This window comes from Nocardioides marinisabuli, from assembly GCF_013466785.1.
Taxonomy (GTDB): domain Bacteria; phylum Actinomycetota; class Actinomycetes; order Propionibacteriales; family Nocardioidaceae; genus Nocardioides; species Nocardioides marinisabuli.
On the sequence record NZ_CP059163.1, the window covers coordinates 319,442 to 339,958 of the forward strand.

At 76.1% G+C, this 20,517-nt stretch carries 20 protein-coding genes; 15 read left to right on the forward strand and 5 right to left on the reverse strand.

Annotated features, from left to right (window positions below; translation table 11 throughout):
* Positions 1-12: 12 nt before the first annotated feature.
* A complete protein-coding gene (locus tag H0S66_RS01540) occupies positions 13-1,362 on the reverse strand; it encodes a DUF222 domain-containing protein (protein WP_180923751.1) in 1,350 nt (449 codons plus the stop codon).
* Between the two features lie 123 nt (positions 1,363-1,485).
* Between H0S66_RS01540 and H0S66_RS01545 the strand changes: the two genes are divergently transcribed.
* Entirely contained in the window at positions 1,486-3,468 is a 1,983-nt protein-coding gene (locus H0S66_RS01545; protein WP_179613814.1) for a fatty acid desaturase, read from the forward strand.
* Between the two features lie 41 nt (positions 3,469-3,509).
* Positions 3,510-3,941, forward strand: coding sequence for a Fur family transcriptional regulator (locus H0S66_RS01550; protein ID WP_179613815.1), 432 nt, complete (start codon positions 3,510-3,512; stop codon positions 3,939-3,941).
* On the opposite strand, the gene H0S66_RS01555 is transcribed toward H0S66_RS01550, so the two are convergent.
* The 4 genes from H0S66_RS01555 to H0S66_RS01570 are packed head-to-tail and all read right to left on the reverse strand — an operon-like array spanning position 3,938 to position 7,377.
* On the reverse strand, positions 3,938-4,618 hold the full coding sequence (locus H0S66_RS01555; RefSeq protein WP_179613816.1) for a nitroreductase family protein: 681 nt from the start codon (positions 4,616-4,618) through the stop codon (positions 3,938-3,940). The two genes, H0S66_RS01550 and H0S66_RS01555, sit on opposite strands and share 4 nt — an antisense overlap.
* Before the next feature lie 7 nt (positions 4,619-4,625).
* Positions 4,626-5,405, reverse strand: a complete 780-nt coding sequence (locus H0S66_RS01560) for an ABC transporter ATP-binding protein (protein WP_179613817.1) — start codon at positions 5,403-5,405, stop codon at positions 4,626-4,628.
* Positions 5,402-6,391 carry a FecCD family ABC transporter permease gene (locus H0S66_RS01565; RefSeq protein WP_179613818.1) on the reverse strand — a complete coding sequence of 330 codons (990 nt, stop codon included), beginning with the start codon at positions 6,389-6,391 and terminating at the stop codon, positions 5,402-5,404. The genes H0S66_RS01560 and H0S66_RS01565 overlap by 4 nt, the downstream gene beginning before the upstream one ends.
* The gene (locus tag H0S66_RS01570; RefSeq protein ID WP_179613819.1) at positions 6,388-7,377 is read right to left on the reverse strand and encodes a FecCD family ABC transporter permease; all 990 of its coding nucleotides are present in this window, start codon (positions 7,375-7,377) and stop codon (positions 6,388-6,390) included. The genes H0S66_RS01565 and H0S66_RS01570 overlap by 4 nt, the downstream gene beginning before the upstream one ends.
* 31 nt (positions 7,378-7,408) lie before the next feature.
* On the opposite strand from H0S66_RS01570, the gene H0S66_RS01575 reads away from it, so the two are divergent.
* The 13 genes from H0S66_RS01575 (at position 7,409) to H0S66_RS01630 (ending at position 20,438) form a co-directional block, all read left to right on the forward strand.
* Complete coding sequence (locus H0S66_RS01575; RefSeq protein ID WP_179613820.1) at positions 7,409-8,368, forward strand: ABC transporter substrate-binding protein; 960 nt, start codon at positions 7,409-7,411, stop codon at positions 8,366-8,368.
* Positions 8,369-8,471: 103 nt separating this feature from the next.
* Positions 8,472-8,591 (forward strand): streptamidine family RiPP, encoded by a 120-nt coding sequence (gene amiA / locus H0S66_RS20260; protein ID WP_246305094.1) that lies wholly within the window; start codon positions 8,472-8,474, stop codon positions 8,589-8,591.
* A 72-nt stretch (positions 8,592-8,663) separates the two neighbouring features.
* Positions 8,664-9,395 (forward strand): hypothetical protein, encoded by a 732-nt coding sequence (locus H0S66_RS01580; RefSeq protein ID WP_179613821.1) that lies wholly within the window; start codon positions 8,664-8,666, stop codon positions 9,393-9,395.
* Positions 9,392-10,387: a CocE/NonD family hydrolase gene (locus H0S66_RS01585; protein WP_179613822.1), complete on the forward strand. Its 996-nt coding sequence runs from the start codon at positions 9,392-9,394 to the stop codon at positions 10,385-10,387. The genes H0S66_RS01580 and H0S66_RS01585 overlap by 4 nt, the downstream gene beginning before the upstream one ends.
* Entirely contained in the window at positions 10,384-11,727 is a 1,344-nt protein-coding gene (locus H0S66_RS01590; RefSeq protein WP_179613823.1) for a YcaO-like family protein, read from the forward strand. The genes H0S66_RS01585 and H0S66_RS01590 overlap by 4 nt, the downstream gene beginning before the upstream one ends.
* Positions 11,724-12,989: an MFS transporter gene (locus H0S66_RS01595; protein WP_179613824.1), complete on the forward strand. Its 1,266-nt coding sequence runs from the start codon at positions 11,724-11,726 to the stop codon at positions 12,987-12,989. The genes H0S66_RS01590 and H0S66_RS01595 overlap by 4 nt, the downstream gene beginning before the upstream one ends.
* A gap of 31 nt (positions 12,990-13,020) precedes the next feature.
* The gene (locus tag H0S66_RS01600) at positions 13,021-13,275 is read left to right on the forward strand and encodes a type B 50S ribosomal protein L31 (protein WP_179613825.1); all 255 of its coding nucleotides are present in this window, start codon (positions 13,021-13,023) and stop codon (positions 13,273-13,275) included.
* Positions 13,272-14,348, forward strand: coding sequence for a CobW family GTP-binding protein (locus H0S66_RS01605; RefSeq protein WP_179613826.1), 1,077 nt, complete (start codon positions 13,272-13,274; stop codon positions 14,346-14,348). Before H0S66_RS01600 ends, H0S66_RS01605 begins: the two co-directional genes overlap by 4 nt.
* A gap of 37 nt (positions 14,349-14,385) precedes the next feature.
* Positions 14,386-14,562 carry a 50S ribosomal protein L32 gene (gene rpmF, locus H0S66_RS01610; RefSeq protein WP_179613827.1) on the forward strand — a complete coding sequence of 59 codons (177 nt, stop codon included), beginning with the start codon at positions 14,386-14,388 and terminating at the stop codon, positions 14,560-14,562.
* Positions 14,559-14,816, forward strand: coding sequence for a 30S ribosomal protein S18 (gene rpsR / locus H0S66_RS01615; RefSeq protein ID WP_179613828.1), 258 nt, complete (start codon positions 14,559-14,561; stop codon positions 14,814-14,816). The genes rpmF and rpsR overlap by 4 nt, the downstream gene beginning before the upstream one ends.
* A 218-nt stretch (positions 14,817-15,034) precedes the next feature.
* Positions 15,035-15,337, forward strand: coding sequence for a 30S ribosomal protein S14 (rpsN, locus tag H0S66_RS01620; RefSeq protein ID WP_179613829.1), 303 nt, complete (start codon positions 15,035-15,037; stop codon positions 15,335-15,337).
* A 131-nt stretch (positions 15,338-15,468) separates the two neighbouring features.
* Positions 15,469-19,077, forward strand: a complete 3,609-nt coding sequence (locus H0S66_RS01625) for an ATP-binding protein (RefSeq protein ID WP_180923753.1) — start codon at positions 15,469-15,471, stop codon at positions 19,075-19,077.
* On the forward strand, positions 19,074-20,438 hold the full coding sequence (locus tag H0S66_RS01630; protein ID WP_218876194.1) for an FAD-binding oxidoreductase: 1,365 nt from the start codon (positions 19,074-19,076) through the stop codon (positions 20,436-20,438). Before H0S66_RS01625 ends, H0S66_RS01630 begins: the two co-directional genes overlap by 4 nt.
* Positions 20,439-20,517: the final 79 nt, after the last annotated feature.

Genomic DNA, 20,517 nt, shown 5'->3' on the forward strand with positions numbered 1-20,517 from the left:
CGTGCCGCCCCCTCAGGCGGCGTGGTCGATGCGGCGGGTGCCGGTGTGGTCGACGAGGTAGAGCGCGCCGTAGGGGTCGAGCCACACGAACACGCCGGGGTAGGGCTGCTTGACCCGCATGTGCCCGTGGGTCTTGACGCGGTGGTGGAGGGTGGTCATCGGCCCGTAGTTCCCGACCTCGCTCGCACCACCGGCGTCCCCGGGTGCCCAGGGGTCGGTGTGGTCGACCTGCATCCGGTTGCTGGTGCAGGAGGAGAAGGGGAACACGTCGGCCGGCGAGATCACCCGCACGGCCCGCCTATGTCGCGCCGGGATCTCATAGGCATCGACCGGCACCTGACCCAACGGGTCCAACACCGGGCGGATCGTGAACCTCGCGTGCGGTCCGAGGACGTCGCGGACCCACTCGCGGGTCACCGGGCCGTGGCCCTCCACGCGCCCGATCGGCGGCAGCGGTTCGCCCGCGTCAGCGATGGAACGGCCGTCGAGATGGACCACGATCTCTGCCCTAGGTGCCAGACCGGTCAGGTCCAGGTCGTCGGGGCGCGTGTCGGGGTTGGCGAGCATCAGCACCGCCAGCACCCGGCCCTCATCAGCGCTCACGGCCGTGGGGGTCGGGTCGGGCTGCTCCTCCCCCACCGGCTGGCGCAGGACCTCGGCGGCGTGCGGGTCATCGGGGAGCTGCTCGCGCAGCCGCTCCGCGACGGCGCTGATGGCGGTGTCGAGCTGCTCGATCACGGGAATGGGGGCGCGGATCAGGAACGAGGCCATCCCGTGCTCGGGTGTGCCGATCCTCTTCGCGAACGTCGCCCGCCGGGCCCGTTCCTCCTTCTCCCGCGCCAGCTCCGGTGCCGCAGCCGCGACCTTCCCGACCACCAGCGCCTCGAACCGGGTCCAGGTGATCCGCCCGTCCGCGGACTCCGCGACCTCCGCATCCACCCACCCGGCCTCGAGGGCGTCGAGCTCGCGGGTCTTGGTCACCACGAACCGGGCATAGGAGGCACGGACCTCCCCGGCCAGCACCCGCTCCCACAGCACCGGGTGGCGGTCCTGCAGGTCCTGCGCATCGGCGATCAGCGCTGCGGCAGCGTAGGTGCTGCGCCCGATCCGCGCCCCCAGCAGCGAGGCCGCGAACTCACTGACCGGCCGCGTCCCCGCACCGCCGTACTGCTTGGCCTGCTCCCGCCCCGGCTTCGACACCTCAGCAGGCTCCAGCGTGTTGTCCGGGTCGTTGAGCACCGCCCACCGATACGCCACCACCAGCATCTGCACCTCCGCCTGCTGCGCAGTGGTCGCGAGCGCGGCAGCAGTGTCGAGGACAGCGTCCTCCAACATCTCCCCCACCACCGGCTTCCCGAGCATGCACCCACTCAAGCACCCACCACCGACAACGAGCTCGGCGTCGGCAACACCAGTGCCACCCTTGACAAAATGGACCCCTATGTAAACCATGAGGCGCGACGCTCCCCATGGACAGGACCCCCGATGTCGCAGACCAGCTCCACCCCCGCTCCTCCGGCAGCGGCCCCGCAGGCGGTGCTGGGTCTCCCGGACCCCGGCGAGCGCGTGCCTCCCGTGGCCTGGCCGACCCTGGGCCTGTACGCCGGCACCCTGGCGCTCTTCGCGCTCGAGCTGTACGGCGCGCTGGTGGCCGGGTGGTCCCCCTGGCTGACGGTGCCGATGGGCACCGCGGTCACGTTCCTCATGTTCAGCGTGCTGCACGAGGCCACCCACCACGCGGTGAGCACCAGCACCCGCCTCAACGACCTGATGGGCCACCTCTCGGTGCCGCTCGTCGCGCCGTACGGCGGCTACGGGATGTTCCGCTTCATCCACATCGAGCACCACCGCAACACCAACGAGCAGAAGTCGGTCGACCCCGACGCGTGGACCAGCGAGGGTCCGTGGTGGCAGCTGCCGTTCCGGTGGGCGACCCTCGACCTCTGGTACGTCGTGTTCTACGCGCGCCGGGCCCGGCAGCGCCCGCGGGGCGAGGTGGCCGCGACCGCTGCGCTGGCCGTCGTCTCGCTGGCCGGGTTCGCGGCGCTGGTGGCGGCCGGCCACGGCGCCGCCCTGGCGGTGGCCTTCTTGGTCCCCCAGCGGCTCGGGCTGGTGGTGCTGGCCTGGTGGTTCGACTACCTGCCGCACCACGGGCTGCCCTTCACCGGCCGCCAGGACAGGTACCGCGCGACCCGGATCCGGGTGGGCGGCGAGCGGTGGATGACCCCGCTGTTCGTCTACCAGAACTACCACCTGGTCCACCACCTGCACCCCAGCGTCCCGTTCTACCGCTACGTGCGGGCCTGGCGCCGCAACGAGGAGGCCTACCTCGACCGCAACGCGGCCATCTCGACGGTCTTCGGCCGCTCCCTCACCCCCGCCGAGTACCGCACCTGGCGCCGCCTGACCAGCGAGCTCACCGCCGGCCGCGAGGCCACCTCGAGCAGCCGCCCCACGTTCCACCCGCTGCGCGTCGCGTCGGTGGCGCCGCTCACCGACGACAGCGTCGCGGTCACCCTCACGGTCCCGCCCGACCTGGCCCGGGCCTACGAGCACCGGCCCGGCCAGCACGTCACGCTGCGGGCCATGGTCGAGGGCCTCGACGTGCGTCGCTCCTACTCCCTGCTCCCCCCGGCCTCGGAGGGCACCCTGCGGGTGGCGGTGAAGCGGATCGAGGGCGGCGTGTTCTCGACGTACGTGCACGAGTCGCTGGCGGCCGACGACATCCTCGACGTGATGACGCCCGCCGGGCGCTTCGGCCACGACCCCGACCCGTCGGCCGCGCGCGCGTACGCCGCCGTCGCCGCCGGCTCCGGCATCACCCCGGTGCTCTCGATCCTGGCCGCCACCCTGGAGGCCGAGCCCGCCAGCACGGTGACGCTGGTCTACGGCAACCGCACCGGCGGCTCGACGATGCTCCGCAGCGAGCTCGACGCCCTGGTCGAGCGGTCCGGGGGCCGCCTGGTCGTGCACCACGTGCTGTCGCGCGAGCCCGGTGCACCCCTGCCCGGCCGGGTCACCCCCGACCTCGTCGAGCGGCTCGTCCCGGGCCCGGTCGACACGTGGTTCCTGTGCGGGCCCGAGCCGCTGGTCGAGGAGCTGCGCGGCGCCCTCGCCCCGCGTGGCGGGCGCGTGCTCTCGGAGGTGTTCCACACCGGGACCGCCGCCGGCGACGTCGGGCTCGACATCGAGAGCCGGGTCACGGTGGCCGTCGGCGGCCGGGAGACGACCTTCGCGCTGCGCTCGACCGGCGACACGGTCCTCGACGCCGCGCTGCAGCAGGGTGTCGACGCGCCCTACTCCTGCGCCGGCGGCGCCTGCGGCACCTGCCGGGCCAAGGTCCTGCTGGGCCGTGCGGTGATGGACCAGGACCACGTGCTCGACGACGCCGAGCGTGCGGCGGGCTACGTGCTGACCTGCCAGGCCCACCCGGTCAGCGAGGAGCTGCGGGTCGACTACGACGCCTGACGGCGCGTCGGCCCCGAGCAGGTGGTCGCTAGGCTGGAGCGATGTCGGCAGAGACCACCCCCCGCGCCTTCGCCGAGCAGGGTCGCCGGGACACGCGCCAGCGCCGGGTCCTGCGCGAGCACCTGGCCGACACCGACGCGTTCGTCACCGCCCAGCAGCTCTTCGAGGACCTGCGGGCCCGCGGCGACAAGGTCGGCCTGGCCACGATCTACCGGACCCTGCAGGCCATGACCGAGGCCGGCGAGGTCGACACCGTGCGCACCGTCGAGGGCGAGAACATCTACCGGATGTGCGGGCCGCGGCACCACCACCACCTGGTCTGCCGCAGCTGCGGGCGCACCGTCGAGCTCGACGGGCCGAGCGTCGAGACCTGGGCGGCCCGCGCCGCCGACGACCACGGCTTCTCCGACGTCACCCACATCGTCGAGCTCTTCGGCGTCTGCTCCGCCTGCACCGAGGCCCGGGACCGCTAGCCCGGCCGGTCCGGGGGCCCGCCGACCGCCACCAGGACGGTGACCAGGCTGTGCTCGCCGAGGTCCAGCAGCCGGGCCCAGGCGCGGTCGTCGTAGCCCATCACGGGGCAGACCGGGAGGTCGAGGGCGGTGGCGACCAGCAGCAGGTTCTGCAGGGCGGCGCCCGCGTCGACGTGCAGCGTGCGGTAGTGGCGCGGCGGGTAGCGGCGCGCGACCACCTCGAGGTCGGCGACCAGGGCCACCCACAGCGGCACCCGGGCCGCGAAGGGCGGCTGGTCCAGGGCGTCGGCGACGTACGCCGTCGGGTCGCCGCTCCGCACGCGCACCAGCCCCGGCGCCGGGGGGCGGAGGTCGGCCAGGTGCACCCCGCCCGGCAGCCCGTCGAGACCACGCGTCACGACGTACGCCGCCAGCGAGGGCAGGGCCCCCGCCCGGGGCGCGGAGCCGACCCCGTGGTGCAGCAGCGCCGCCAGGTGCCGCAGGTCCGGCGCCCCGCCGAAGGCGTACGCCGAGCGCCGTCGCGCCAGGACCCGACCGAGGTCGGCGGTGGGTGGCGGCGGCACCGGCAGCGGCCGCGAGACCACGGGGGCCCGCGCCGGCAGCAGCGCCTCGTCGGGGCGGCGCGGCACCGCCGTCGCGTTGAGGGCGGCGTGCACCGCCGCGACCAGCTCGTCCATCCGTCCCTCAGCGGCTGACGAAGAGCGGTCGTCCGGTCACGGGGTCGTCGACGACCACGGCGTCGACGTCGAAGACCTCCCGCAGGACCGTCGGGGTCAGCACCGCCCGAGGGGGCCCGTCGGCACGGACCCGACCACCGCGCAGCGCGACGATGCGGTCGGCGTGGCGCGCTGCCTGGTTGAGGTCGTGCAGCACCATCACGACCGTCATGGCGTGGTCGTCGCGCAGGTGCTCCACGAGGTTCATCAGGTCGATCTGGTGGCGCACGTCGAGGTAGGTCGTGGGCTCGTCGAGCAGCAGGATCCCGGTCTCCTGCGCGAGCGTCATCGCGATCCAGGCCCGCTGCCGCTCGCCGCCCGAGAGCGAGTCGAGCCGGCGGTCGGCCAGCGCGGTGAGGCCGGTCAGCTCCAGCGCGCGGCGCATGGCCGTGTCGTCGCGCCGCCGCAGCATCGCCCAGGCCCCCAGCTGGGGGTAGCGGCCCTGCTCGACGACCTCGCGCACGGTGGCGCCGGTGGGCACGACGGCGCTCTGCGGCAGCACCCCGAGCCGGCGGGCCACCTCGACGGACGACGTGCGGGCGAGGGGGCTCCCGTCGAGGAGGACCTCGCCGGCCTGGGGCCGCAGGACCCGCGCCAGCGTCATCAGCAGCGTCGACTTGCCGGAGCCGTTGGGGCCGACCAGGGCGGTGACGGTGCGCGGGGCGACCTCGAGGGTGAGGTCGTCGACGACCACGGTGCGGCCGTGACCGGCGTCGAGGTGGCGGGCGGCCAGGGCGGGGGTGCTCATGCTCGGTGCTCCTTGCGGACGAGGCTGATCAGGACGGGGGCGCCGATGAGCGCGGTGACCGCGCCGACCGGGACACCGGCGACGTCGGTGGCCAGGCCGGGGACCTGCACGCTGATCGAGAAGGCCACGAGGTCGGCGAGGCTGAGCAGCAGCGCACCCAGCGCCGCCGCGACCGGCACGAGCAGCCGGTGGTCGGACCCGACCAGCAGGCGCCCGACGTGGGGGGCGACCAGGCCCACGAACGCCACGGCGCCGGCGGCCGCGACCGCGGCGGCGGCACCGCTGACGGCGACCAGGAGCACCACGGCGACCAGCGGACCCGGCCGGACGCCGAGGCCGATAGCGAGCGGCTCGCCCAGCGCCCAGACGTTGAGCCGTGACGCCAGCAGCCAGGCGGCCGGCACCAGGACCACCAGCCAGGGCCACAGCAGCGCCCAGTCCTCGGGGGTGCGTGCGTTGAGCGAGCCGACCAGCCAGCGCAGCACCGTGCCGATCGGCGCGGAGTCGACGACCAGCAGCAGCGAGGTCGCGGCCGCCAGGACCGCCCCGAGCAGGACCCCGGTGACCGCGAACGAGCGTCGCCCGACGACGTACAGGACGACGCCGGTCAGGACGGCGCCCAGCAGTGCGGCGGGGTAGGCCAGCTGGTGGCCGGGCCGGAGGACCAGGGTGACGACGACCGCGAACGCCGCGCCCGCACCCACCCCCGTGGTGGCCGGCTCGGCGAGCGGGTTGCGCGCGACGGCCTGCACCAGGACCCCCGAGAGGGCCAGCAGGGCTCCCGCGCCAAGACCCACGAGCACCCGCGGCAGCCGGTAGTCCAGGACGATGATCTCGTACGCCGGGGCGCTCGCCCGGCCGGTCAGCACGCGGACGACCTCGGCGGGCGGCAGGTCGGAGCGGCCGAGGAAGAGGTGGGCGAGCACGAGCGCGAGACCGGTCCCCACGGCGAGCGCGAGCAGCCCGGCCAGGCGCAGGGCGCTCATCGCGCGCCCGCCGTGACCGGGGCGCGCCCGCGCAGCACGAGCACGAGGGCCGGGACCCCGACCAGGGTGGTCGCCACGCCGACCGGGACCTCGACGGGGTAGAGCAGGGTGCGCGAGACGAGGTCGGCCAGCAGCAGCAGGACGCCGCCCACCGGGGGCACCACCCAGAAGACCCTGCGGGTGCTGACGGTGCCCACGAGACGGCGCGCCAGGTGCGGCGCGAGGAGCGCCACGAAGGCGATCGGCCCGCACACCGAGGCCACCGCGGCCGCCAGCACGGCCGCGACGGCCACGGCCGCCACCCGCGTGGGCAGCACCGGCACCCCGAGACCGACGGCGACCTCGTCCCCCAGGGTCAGCGCCTCGACGCGGCGCCGCAGCAGGACCGCCAGGGCCATCGCCACGACCAGCCAGGGGGCGACGGCCCCCACGTGGTCCCAGCCGCGTGCGGCCAGGCTGCCGAGCAGGTAGCGGAACAGCACCACCACGTTGCCCTGGGTGCCCAGCCCGACGACCGCCACGACGAGCCCGCCGCACGCCGCCGAGACGGCCGCGCCGACGAGCGCGACGTGGTCGGGCGAGCGGGTGCGGCCGATGGCGAGCAGCACCAGTGCCCCGGCGGTGAGGGCGCCGGCGAGGGCGGCGTACGGCAGCGCAGCCACCGGGACCCCGAGCCCCAGCACCACGATCGTCGCCGTCACGACCGCCGCCCCCGAGGAGACACCGAGGAGCTCGGGCCCCGCGATCGGGTTGCGGAGCACGTCCTGCAGCAGCAGCCCCGAGACGCCGAGGGCGGCGCCGGCCAGCAGGGCGAGCACCACCCGCGGCACGCGGACCTCCCAGACGGCCACGTGCATCGGGTGTGCGGGATCGGCGACGGCGGCGAGCGCGGTCGACGGGGTGAGCGCCGGGTCCCCCACGCAGACCGCGGCGGTGGCGGCCGCGGGCACCGCGAGCGCCAGCCCCAACTTGAGAATGAGTATCATTACGGACACACCTTCGAGCACAGGAGCCACCATGCGCAAACCCGTCCGCCCTCTCGCCCTCGCCACGACCGCCCTGTTGTGGGCCGGCCTCGCGTCCGGGTGCGGCGCCTCCGACCCCGGGGCCGACGCCTCCGAGCCGGCCACCGCGCCCGGCGAGGCCACGTCGGGGCCGGTCAGCGTCACCGACGACACCGGGGTCGAGATCACCCTCGACCAGCCCGCCGCCCGGATCGCGTGCCTGACCATGATCTGCGTCGACGCCCTCACCGAGGTGGGCATCACCCCGGTCGCCTACCGCGACGCCCTCGCCCTCGACGAGCGCTACGTCGGCTCCGACGCCGACATGCGCGAGGTCACCGGCGGCTTCGGGGAGGAGAACGTCGAGGACGTGGTCCTCGCCGAGCCCGACCTCGTCATCGGCCTGGCCGGCGCCCAGGACGGGCTGCGGGCCGCCGTCGAGAAGGCCGCCCCGCTCTACCTCGTCGACTCCCGGTCCTGGCGCGACTCGGTCGACTTCCTCCGCACGGTCGGGGACCTCACCGGCACCCGCGAGGCGGCCGACACCGCGGCCGACGCCTTCACCGAGCGCGTCGAGGCCGTCGCCAGCGAGCCCAGCGACCTCACCACCCTGTCGATGTACGGCGAGCCCGGCAGCCTCGGCGTCGACTCGGTCGAGACCCCGACCGGCTCGCTGCTCGCCGAGGTGAGTGACTACCCGTGGCCGGCGGGCGACGACCCGCTCGCGAGCGTGGCCGTCGAGCAGGTCGCCGCGGTCGACCCCGACGTCGTCTTCGCCCAGGCCTTCTCCGCCTCCGACGACACCGAGCCGCTGTCCGACCGCCTGGCGAGCGACCCCACCTGGGCGCAGCTCTCGGCCGCACGCCGGGACCGCGTGGTCGAGGTGGAGGCCGCCGTGTGGGCGACCGGGCGGGGCACGATCTCGCTCGGCCTGGTCCTCGACGCCGTCGAGCAGGAGCTCGCGCTCCCCTGACCCCAGCTCGGTCGGTCCCTAGTTGATAATGATTCTCGTTATGGTTTAGGTTGTGACCGCGGCCCGATCCGGACCGCATCCCCCCACCACAGAGGAGAACCCCATGAACGAGCTCTTCACCCCCGTCGCCCAGCGCACCCAGCTCTCGACGCACACCGCCGGGCACAGCAACGCGCTGGTCGAGAACCCCTTCGACGAGGTCGAGGCCACCGACGCCGACTGACCGAGCACCGTCGACCGGCCCCCGTGCGCCCATCCGGGCGCGCGGGGGCCGTCCCACTCCGAGGACCCCGCCTTGATCCTGCAGACCCAGACGACCCAGACGACCCAGACGACCCGGCACACCCAGCAGACCCGGTACGAGCGCTCGCCGCGGCTGCGCGCCGACGTCGCCCTCCTCACCGGCCGCGACGGCCACCTCCTCCGCGTCGGCGAGACCCACCACCACGTCCACCTCGCGCGGGCCGAGGGCGACCAGCTCGTCGAGGCCCTGGCCACCGGCGCCACCCCCGAGGGCGCGGGCGCGCGCGCCGCCCTCGAGGCCCTCGTCGACGCCGGCCTGGTCGACCCGGCGCCCGCCCACCACACCGTCGTCGGCGAGGGCCTGCTCGCCGAGGCGCTGGCTGCCGCGCTCGTCCGGATGGGGTCGCGGGTCGGACCGGGCGGCACACCCGTCGTCGCGCGCGACGACGACAGCGACCTCCCCGCGACCGGCGTGGCCTGCTGGATCAGCGGCGACCGGGTCCTGCTCGCACCGCCCGCGGTGCCCGCCGTCGACGTGGCGGCCCGGCGCCGGGCGGCCACGGCGCACCGCGACACCGAGCCGCTCACCCGGCCCGTCCCGGGCGCTCGCCACGTCGCCTCGAGCGTGCTGGTGCCGCCCGCGGGCCTCGAGCTCGCCGCGACCACCGTCGCCGCCGAGCTGCTGCGCCGCGACCGCCCCTCCCACGAGGCCGTGACGGTCGACCTGCACCACCTGACGGTGGCCCGCCGCCCCGTCCTGCCCGTGCCGCCGGAGCCCCGGTGAGGACGACCGTCGGCGGCCTGGCCACCTACGCGTGGTGGCCCCGGAGCCCGCGCGCCGTGCTGGTCGCGCGCACGCCGTACGGCGCGGCCGGGCACGAGGGCGAGGCGGCCGGGTGGGTCGCGCGCGGCATCGGCCTCGTGGTCCAGGACGTGCGCGGGCGCCACGAGTCACCGGGCACCTTCCGCCCCTACGCCGAGGACCGCCTCGACGACGGGCCGGCGCTGCTGGCCTGGGTCCGCTCGCGCTGCTCGGCGCCGGTCGTCCTGCTCGGCACCTCGTACGGCGCCCACGCGGCGCTGGCGACCGCGGGCGTCGAGCGGCCCGACGGCGTGGTGGCCATGGTGCCGGCCCTCGGGCTCGGCGAGACCGCACGCACCAGGGGCGGGGTGCTCCAGCTGGCCTCCCGCCTGGGCTGGTGGCTGGCCCACGACGTACGCCGCCCGTGGCGCGAGGTCGTCACCGCATGCCGCCACGACGCCGAGCGCGCCGCCGCCGTGGCGGCCCTGGACTGCCCGCTGCTCGCCATCGGCGGCACCGACGACTTCTTCGCCCACGACACCGTCGACCTCTGGGCGGCGTGGGGCGGGCCGGCCCACCTCGTGCTCGGCCCCTGGGGCCACGACCTCGCCGGGGCCCATCGGGCCACCCGCATCCTGACCTGGCTGGAGACCGTCCTGGCGGGCGAGCCCGCGCGCGGCGTCGCGACGCTCGACCACACCGGCCGCACCCGCGCGACCCCGCCGGTCCAGGCCGTCGTCCACCTCGAGGTCGACCCGCACGAGCAGTGGTGCGCCTCCCTCACCCTGCGCGGGCGCGAGGTCGCCCACGGCGCGGCCCGCGGCCGCCTGCTCACCCTGGGCCCGCTGGTGCTGGGCGAGGGCGACGTCGGCGACCTCGACCTGCGGCTCGGCACCGACGACTTCCCCCGCTACGCGCGCTCCCTGCGTCCGCACCGTCCCGTCCCCCGCCACCACCTGGAGCTCATCGCATGACCGCCCCCACCTCCCCGCTGACGCTCGAGCACCTCGTCGACCCCGAGCTCGGCGTCGTCCTGGGCCTGCGCCCGGTCGAGCGGCTCCCCGGCCTGCCCGCCTCGTACGTCGGCATCACCGCCGAGGTGGCCGACTCCCGGGTGCACGGCAACTGGCCCAGCGACCGGGTCTCGCTCGGCACCACCTTCGACGACCTCCCCGGCGCGCGGGTCGCGGCGATCGGAGAGGCGGTCGAGCGCTACTGCGGCAACTACGTCCCCGCCGGGCTGGTCCGCGGCTCCGCGCGCGGGCTCGCCGCCGCCGGGCACCGGCTGCTGGGCCCCGACGACCTCCGCTTCTTCGCCGACTGGCAGCACGAGCAGCCGGGGTTCCCCTTCGAGCGGTTCACCGACGACGTCGAGATCGCCTGGCTCGAGGGCCGGGGGGCCGAGGGCCCGGTGCTGGTGCCCGCCTCCTGGGCGCACCTGAACTGGCACACCGGCCCGCGCCGCCGCGACCCGCGGCTGCACCACGTCAACTACGCCGGCATCGCCACCGGCCAGGGCCTCGACGACGCGGCTCGCCGCGGCCTCCTCGAGCTGGTCGAGCGCGACGCGCTCTCGCTGTGGTGGCACCTCGACCTGCCGGCGCGCGGCATCGACCCGGCCAGCGTTCCCGGCCTGGCCGAGCACCTGGCCGGCTCCCGTCTCGAGCTGCACCTGCTGGCCCTCCCCTCGTGGTTCGGGGTGCCCGTGGTCGCGGCGGTCGTCCGCGACCCCGAGACCGGCATCGTGGCCGGCGGGTTCTCCGCCAAGCTGGACCCGGTCGAGACCGCGACCAAGGCCGCCCTCGAGGCCATCCACAGCTGGGTCTTCACCCAGGGGCTGCTGGAGCCGGACGGCTGGGTCTTCGACGCGGTCGAGGCCGGGATCCTGTCCCGGGGGCTCTACCTGCCGCACCGGCCCGACCGCGACTACCTGGCGGTCGCCGGCGGGCGCCAGGAACGGGTGCGCGACCTCGGCGCACAGGCCCAGGTCTGGCTCGACCCCGAGGTCCAGCGCCGCCTGCTCCCCCGCTTCACCGCCCCGCCCGCACGGGTCGCCGTCGACGAGCTCCCCACCGGGACGCACGCGGGCCTGCGCACGGCCCTCGAGGCCGCCGGGCACGAGGTCGTGGTCTGCGACCTCACCACCCCCGACGTCGCCCTGACCCCACTGCGGGTCGCGCGCGTCTGCGCCCGGGGGCTGGTGCCCAACGCCCCCGCGGCCTTCCCATACTACGGCCTGCCCCGCTGGACCGACGTCGCGGGCCGTCCACCCACACCGGAGTCCCTGCTCCTCCTGCCCCCGCCCAGCCTGTGACCACGGTCGAGAACGACACCAGCGCCCTGGCCGACCCGACGTACCGCCGCTTCCTCGCGGCCCGCACCATCGCGATGGCGGGCAACGCGCTGACGCTGGTGGCGCTGCCCGTGCTGGTCTACCGGCTCACCGGCAGCGCCGCACTGACCGCGGCGGTCGCCGCGGTGGAGACGGCGCCCTACCTGGTCCTCGGCCTGCCGGCCGGGGCCCTGGTCGACCGGTGGAACCGCCGTCGCGTCCTCGTGCTGGCCAGCGCGGGCAGCGGCCTGGCGATGCTGACCGTGCCGGCCGCCGACCTGCTGGGGGTGCTCTCGTTCACCCAGCTGGTCGTGGTCGCGGCCACGATCTCCTCGCTGTTCGTCTTCGCCGACGCGGCGTCCTTCGGCATGGTGCCCCAGATGGTCGGGCGCCACCGGGTCGCCTCGGCCACCTCCAGCCTGGTCACCGTCGGCACCGCGATCGGCCTGGTCGGCCCCCTCGTGAGCGGGGTCCTGGTCACCGTCACCTCCCCCGCGCTCGTGCTGGGCATCGACGGGCTCGCCTACCTCGGCGCCGCGGCGCTGACCGCGCGGCTGCGGTGGCCCGGCAGCGACGACGTACGCCCGACTGCCCCCGACCGACGGCTGCGCGCCGAGGTCGCCGAGGGGCTGCGCTACATCTGGGCGATGCCGGTGGTGCGCTGGCTCACCGTCCTCGGCACCGGCGCCAGCCTGGCCGGCGGCGCCGTCACCGGGCTGCTGGTGGTCCTCGGCGTCGAACAGCTCGGCCTCGCCTCCGACTCGCCCCGGCTGGGGTGGTTGTTCGCCGCGGGCGCGGTCGGCACGTTCCTCGCGAGCCTCGCGCTGCCCAGGCTCCAGCGCCTCGTCGGCGTGGGGCTCCTGACCACCTCGGGCTACGCGCTGGCGCTGGTCTCGGTGCTGGCGCTGTCGCTCACCTCGACGCTGCTGGTCGCCCTGCCGCTGCTGCTGGTGCTCAACCTCGCCATGACCGCGCTCATCGTCAACGGCATCGTGGTACGTCAGGTCGTCACCCCCGATCACCTGCAGTCGCGGGTCAACACCACGGCGCGGCTCATCGCCTGGGGCGGCAGCCCCCTCGGCGCCGCGCTCGGCGGCGTCGTGGCGGGCGCCGCGAGCACCGAGTGGGCGCTGCGGGCAGCCTCGCTCGGGCTGGCCGCCAGCCTCGTGGGCGCCCTCGTCGTGGGGGTGCCCCGCTTCCCGCGCCTCGCCGCGCTGGAGCAGGACCCCACCATCCATGTATGATGAGAACGATTCTCATTCTTAGGAGTAGCCCATGAAGAAGGACCTGCACCCCACCTACGGGCCGGTCGCGTTCCGGGACCGCTCGACGGGCCGGATCACGGTCACCCGCTCGACGCTGGCCGGCCGCCCCCTCGACGCGGTCGTCGAGGTGGACGGCACCACCTACCCGGTGGCCGACGTCGACATCACCAGCGACAGCCACCCGTTCTGGACCGGCACCGCCCGCACGCTCGACAACGAGGGCCGGGTCGAGAAGTTCAGGCGTCGCTACGAGGGCCGCGCATGAGGACGCCCCTCGTCGTCGTGACCGGGGTCGACCCGACCGCGATGGACACGACGATGATGAGCCTGGCCTGGGACCTGCCCCGCGCGGTCACCGTCCGCCACCGCATCGACCCGCACTCCCAGGTGCTCTCCCGCACCGTCAGCGACGCCACCGGGGTCCTGGAGCACGAGCAGGTGCAGCTCGAGCACGCGTGCGTCTCGTGCGCCCTGCGCGAGGACATCCTCCCCACCCTCGAGCGGCTGGCGCGTGACGGACGCTGGAGCGCGGTCGTGTCGGGCCTGCCGACCGGCACCGAGGCCGGTCAGCTGGCCCACGCCCTGACCACCGACGCCCGCCTGGCCCGGCACCTCAGGCTGAGCAGCATCGTGGCCGCCCTGGGCGGGGAGGGCGTCGTCCACGACCTGCTCAGCGACGACCTGCTGCGCGAGCGCGACGCCCACTCCAACCCCGGCGACGACCGGGGCGTCGGCGAGGTCGCCTGCGCCCAGGTCGAGCTGGCCGACCTCGTCGTCCTCGACGGGCGAGCCGGACCCGCGGCCACGGACCTCGTGCGGGCCCTGGCCCGGCCGGAGGCGGGCGTGGCCACGGACCCCGCCCACCTGGACCCGGTCACGATCGTCGCCCAGCGACACCAGCCGACCCGGGCCGGCGCGTGGCTCTCCCTCGGGCTCGACGCCGAGCTGCCCGCCCTGGAGGGCGGCGGCGCGTGGCGGCTCGACCTCTGCTCCCCGCGCCCGTTCCACCCCGACCGCCTGCTGGACCAGGTCGAGCGGCTGGGCGCCGGCCCGTTCCGCTCGCGCGGGTCGTTCTGGCTGCCCACCCGCCCCGGCGTCCAGCTGGAGTGGTCGGGGGCCGGTGGCCAGCTCAGCATCGGCAGCCACGGCCCCTGGGAGCGGCGCACCCCGGTGACCCGCCTCCTGGTCACCGGCACCGGCAGCGTCCCCGACCAGCTCGAGGCGGCGTTCGAGGACATCCTGCTGACCCCGACGGAGGCCCTCCTCGACGCCCGCAGCTGGCTCGTCGCGGAGGACGGGCTGGAGCCCTGGCTCGGCGACATCCGCGACGCGGCCTGAGCCCACACACACACACACACACACCGAAGGAGCACTCGTGGCCGTCCCCAAGCGCCGCACCTCACGCAGCAACACCCGGCACCGCCGCTCGCAGTGGAAGGCCACCGCGCCGGACCTCGTGCCCGTCACCGTGGCCGGTGAGACCCACCAGGTCCCGCGCCGCCTGGTCCGAGCCGTCGAGCGCGGCTACGTCGACCCGAGGGTGGCCCGATGAGCACCACGCGCAAGTCGGCACGCCGGACCCCGACCACGCCCCGCGGCCCCCGAGCCGGCAAGAAGCCGCTGCTGGCTCCCGACGTCGACCACGTCGACCACAAGGACACCGCGCTCCTGCGGACCTTCATCTCCGACCGCGGGAAGATCCGCTCCCGTCGCACCACGGGCATCACCCCGCGCCAGCAGCGGATGGTGGCCAGGGCGGTCAAGAACGCCCGCGAGATCGCGCTCCTGCCCTACTCCAGCCGCTGACGCCCGTTCGTCCGGCCGACCCGAGGTCGTGCGCCGACGCGGGCGCACCTACGTCATCAACAAGCGCAATCCCCGGCTCAGACCCGCCAGGGCTGAGCCCCACACACGAGGAAGTCCATGCCACGCACCTGCCAGGTCACCGGAGCCCGACCCACCCTTGTCCGGCGCGGCATCGACGCCGTCGTCGCCGACAACCTTGCTCGGGGAGGGCGGCTCTGATGGCGAAGACCTCAAAGGTCGTGGCCAACGAGCGACGCCGGCGGACCGTCGCCCGCTACGCCGAGCGCCGCGCCCGGCTCAAGGAGGCCGTGCGGACCGCGGCCACGCCGCAGGAGCGAGAGGCGGCCGTCCGTGCCCTCGCGCGACTGCCGCGCGACGCCTCGCCCGTGCGGGTGCGCAACCGCGACCAGGTCGACGGGCGCCCGCGTGGGTACGTCGGCAAGGTCGGCCTGTCGCGCATCAACCTGCGCACCCTGGCCCACCGCGGCGAGCTGCCGGGCATCACCACGTCCTCCTGGTGACGAGCGGGTCGGCTCCCGGGGCTCCCCGCAGGCGCGGCGGCGCCGGCGATAACCACTGCCGCTGCACCCTCCTGCTCGCCTAGCCTGGAGGATGCACGCCGACCGGGCGTGCACAGCGCGTGGATGTGCCGGTGGACGAGACGAACCTGCTTCGGGTGAGCCTGCTGGGCCGTCTGGGGGCGTCGTACGACGGCGCGCCCCTCGACCTGGGTGGGCGGCGCCAGCGCGCGGTGCTGGCGGTCCTGCTGCTGGCCCGTGGCGAGCTGGTGCCGGTCGAGCGGCTGGTCGAGGCGGTGTGGGGCGGGCAGGCCGGCGACACCGCGGTCGGTGCGCTGCAGTCCTACGTCTCGCACCTGCGCCGTCGGCTGCAACCGGGCGCGGCCGCCCGCGCCCGCTCCGCGGTCATCGTGCGCGAGGGCCCCGGCTACGCCGTGCGGCTGCCGGAGGAGGCGGTCGACGCGTGGCGGTTCGAGGCCCTCGTGGCGCGCGCAGAGCGCCTCGAGCGGCCCGCCGAGGCCGTCGCCGTGCTGCGCGAGGCGCTCGCGCTGTGGACCGGCCCCGCGCTCGCGGAGTACGCCGACGAGCCCTGGGTGGCCGCCGACGTCGCCCGGCTCACCGAGCTGCGCCGCGTCGCCCGGGAACGGCTGCTGGCGGCCCGGCTGGAGGTCGAGGACCCTGCGGCGCTGGTGCCCGAGCTCGAGGCCCTGGTGCAGGAGGACCCGCTGCGGGAGGAGCGGTGGCGCGCCCTCACGGTGGCGCTCTACCGCTCGCAGCGCCAGGCCGACGCCCTCGCCGCGCTGCGCACCGCCCGGCGGACCCTGGCCGACGAGCTCGGGGTCGACCCGGGCCCGGCGCTGCAGCGCCTGGAGGCCGCCGTGCTGGCCCACTCCCCCGACCTGCTGCCGGCCCCGGCCGCGCCGACCGGGCCGGCCGCAGCAGCAGCACCAGGCCCTCCGACCGCCGTCGGCACGGCACCGCTCGTCGAGCGCCACGACGAGCTCGTCACGCTGCGGGGCGCGGTCGAGGCGCTCGCCCGGCGACGCTCCGGGCTGGTCGTGGTGCAGGGGCCGGCCGGCATCGGCAAGACCCGCCTGCTCCTGGAAACCGGCCGGCTGGCCGCCGAGCGCTCGGTGCGCCTGCTCACCGCCCGCGGCTCGCAGCTGGAGACCGCCTTCGCGCACGGCGTGGTGCGCCAGCTGCTCGGGCCGGCGCTCGGCGAGGGTCCGGGGCGCGAGGAGCTGCTGCGCGACGCCGGGGCGGCCCGCGGGGTCCTCGACCTCGCCGAGGGGGGCCGCGTCGACGGCTTCGCCGTGCTCGACGGGCTGCACCGGCTCGTGGCCGCGCTGGCGGCGCGGGGGCCGCTCGTGCTGGCCGTCGACGACGCCCAGTGGTGCGACGCCGGTTCGCTGCGCTTCCTGGCCTACCTCGCCCGACGCCTGGACACGCTCCCGGTGCTGCTGGTCGTCGCGGGACGCACCGTGGGTGACGAGCTGCGTCAGCAGGCGCCGCTGACGGAGCTGGCCCTCGAGCCCGACGCCCGGCTGCTGCGCCCGGCCGCGCTGTCGTACGCGGCGACCGTGGAGCTGGTCTCCGCCGCACTGGGCACCGAGCCGGCGCCGCTCTTCGCCGAGGCCTGTCACCGCACGACCGCCGGCAACCCGATGCTGCTCAGCCACCTGCTGAGGGCGCTGGCCGCCGACGACGTGCGGCCGGACGCCGCGCACGCCGACCGGGTGCTGGCGATCGGCACCCGGGCGGTGTCCAGCACGGTGCTGATGCGGCTGCGCGGCCTGCCCGACGACGTGGTCGACGTGGCCCGGGCCGCCGCCGTGCTGGGTGACGGCGCCTCGTCGGTGATGGTCGCCGACCTGGCGGGGGTGGCCGAGGACCGGGCCGTGGCAGCCCTCGGCGAGCTGACCCGTGCCGAGGTGCTCGGCGACCACCAGCCGATCTCCTTCGTGCACCCGGTGGTGCGCGACGCCCTGCACCAGTCCCTGGCGGCGGTCGAGCGGGCCCGCTGGCACGAGCGGGCCGCAGGCGTGCTGCGCGCCCGCGGCGGCAGCGACGAGCAGGTCGCCGCCCACCTGCTCGTGGCCCCGGCCCGCGGTGACGAGCAGGTCGGTGAGCTGCTGCGCAGCGCCGCAGCGGCGGCGGCCGACCGGGGCGCGCCCGAGAGCGCGGCGACCTACCTGCGCCGTGCCCTCGACGAGCAGCCGCAGGCGCCCTGGCGGCCGACGGCGCTGCTGCTGCAGCTGGGGATGCTCGAGGCGGCGTTCGACGGCGCCGCCGGGGTGGCCCACCTCGAGGAGGCCTACCGCCTGCACCCCGACCCGGCCCGCCGCGGCGAGATCGCGCTGGCCTGCGGCGCCACCCACGTCTTCGCCAGCCCGCCCGGCGTGGCGACCGCCTTCGCCCGCGAGGCCGCCGCCTGTCTCCCGCCGGGTGCACCGGGGTCGGCGGACCAGCGGCAGGGCCTGGTCGCGCTGCAGCGGATGGCGGGCTTCCTGCACGCCCACGAGGACGGCTGGCGCACGCCGGCACCGACGCCGGAGGGCCATGGACCGGGCGCGCAGATGCTGGCGGCGACCATCGCGCTGGAGTCGCTGGTCGCCGGCACCGACCGGGAGGGTGTCGTCGCGATGGCGCGCCGGGCGCTCGCGGACGACCAGCTGCTCGGCGTCGACGACGGCCTCTTCTGGATCAACGCCGCCGTCGTCCTCACCGTCTGCGAGGAGCCGCTCGGCGACTTCTGGAGCCGCGCCCGCCGGGTCGCGAGCGCGCGGGGATCGCTGTTCGCGACCCTGTCGATCAACCTGTGGGAGGGGTTCGAGCGCTGGCTGCACGGCGACCTCGACGGCGCCCTCGCGTGCCTGGGCGACGGGCTCGAGCAGGACCGGATGTGGGGCGGAACCGGCATCGGCGAGGCGGTCGGGCGCGCGTTCTCGGTCTGCTGCCACCTCGACCGCGGCGACGTCGCGGCGGCCCGCCGGGTCGCCGACGGGCTCACCCCGGGCCCGGCCTTCGGCGAGGGCGGACGCCTCCTGTCCCAGGCGCGGGCCCGGCTGCTGCTGGCCGAGGGCCGACCGGCGGAGGCGCTGGCCACCCTCGACGAGGCGCCGGTCGGCATCGCCATCGCCAACCCGGTGTGGAACCCCTGGCGCGCCGTGCGGGCCGCGGCGCTGCACGCGCTGGGTGAGGCGGCGGCAGCGCAGGAGACCGCCGCGGCCCAGGTCGACCTGCTGCGCTCGTGGGGTGCTCCCGGCGCGCTGGGCCAGGGGCTCTGCCAGCTCGGCGAGCTGCGCGGCGCCGACGGGGTCGACGACCTGCGCGAGGCGGTCGCACTGCTCTCCCGCACCCCGGCGGCCCTGGCCCTGGCGCGGGCCCGCTGCGCGCTGGGCCGGCTGCCGCGGGTGCCCGACGCCGAGGCCGTCCCGCTGCTGCTCGCGGCGCACCGCACCGCCGAGGAGCTCGGTGCCGGCGGCCTCCACGAGGCTGCCCGGGAGGGGCTGGGGCGACGCGGCCACCCGGTCGTCGGCTGTCCGGAGGCGCCTCGCGGGCCCTCGCCGACCGAGCGCCGGGTCGTCGACCTGGCGGCCTCGGGGCTGGCGCCCGAGGTCGTCGCGCGGCGGCTGTTCCTCACCCCGGCGACCGTGCGCCGCATCCTCGACGAGGTCGGCTCAAGTCGTCCTCAAGTGGGGGCGGGCATGCTCGACGACCAGGCGGACAGGAGACGCTCGTGACGGTGCAGCAGGACGACCGGGCCCGCGGGCTGCGTGGGCTGTGCGGCGGGGCGGTCTGCCTGCCCGGCGACGCGGCGTACGACCTGGCCCGCACGCCGTGGAACCTCATGCTCGACGACCACCCGGCCGCCGTGGCCTACCCGGCCGGCGCCCAGGAGGTCGGCGAGGTGGTGCGGGCCGCTGCTGCGAACGGGCTCTCGGTGGCCGCGCAGGGCACCGGGCACGGCGCGCCGCCGCTGGCCGGTCGGCTGGCCGACGCCGTGCTGCTGCGCACCTCGGCGATGACCGAGGTGCGGATCTCGCCCGAGACCCGGACCGCACGGGTGGGCGCCGGCGTGCTCTGGGGCGACCTCGCCGAGGCGGCCGGCCGGCACGGTCTGGCCGCGCTGCACCCCACCTCCCCCGACGTCGGCGTGGTCGGCTACTCCCTCGGCGGCGGGATCGGCTGGTACGCCCGCCGGCTGGGCCTGCAGTGCAACGCCGTGCGCGCGGCCGAGGTGGTGCTCGCCGACGGCAGCGTGGTGCGGGCCAGCGCCGACAGCGAGCCCGAGCTGTTCTGGGCGCTGCGCGGCAGCGGTGCCCCGCTGGGCGTGGTGTGCGCGCTCGAGTTCGAGCTGCACCCCGTCCGGAGCGTGGTGGCGGGCACGCTGGCCTGGGACTGGACCCACCTGGAGCGGGTGCTGCCCGCCTGGGTGGCGTGGTGCGAGACGGCCCCGCGCGAGGTCACCACCTCGTTCCGGGTGCTCAGCGTCGGCGAGGAGGAGGCGATGCCGGCCGCGATGCGGGGGCGCCGGCTGGTGCTGGTCGACGGCGCCGTGCTGGGCTCCGACGCCCTGGCCGCCGAGGTCCTGGCGCCGCTGCGGGCGCTGGCCCCCGAGATCGACACGGTGGCGCGGGTGCCGGCCGCCTCGCTCGTGCGGCTGCACCTGGAGCCCGAGGGCCCCACCCCGGCGTACGCGAGCAGCGTGCTGGTCGACTCCCTGCCCGACGCCGCCGTCGACGCGGTCCTCGGGGCCGTGGGTCCGGGCTCCGCGAGCGAGCTGTCGCTGGTCGAGCTGCGCCAGCTCGGGGGCGCCCTCGCCGAGCGCGACCCCCGCGGAGGGGCGCTGGACCGGCTGGAGGGCCGCTTCCTGGCGCTCGGCGTGGGCCTCGACCCCGACCCTGCGGGCTGGGCCCGCCAGCGCGAGGACGCGCGCCGCTTCGTCGACGCCGTGGCCCCCTGGTCGGGGCGCACCTACCTGCCGATGGTCGACGAGCGCTCCGACACCCGCAAGGCCTTCCCGCCCGAGGTGCACGCGCGGCTGAGCGCCGTACGCCGCGCCGTCGACCCGGCCGGCCTGTTCATGCCGCCGCACCACTGACCCCACGTCAGCCGACTTGAGCCGGGCCCTCAAGTCGCCGCCAACTCCTCCTCAAGCGACCTGGGCGACGGTCCTCCTG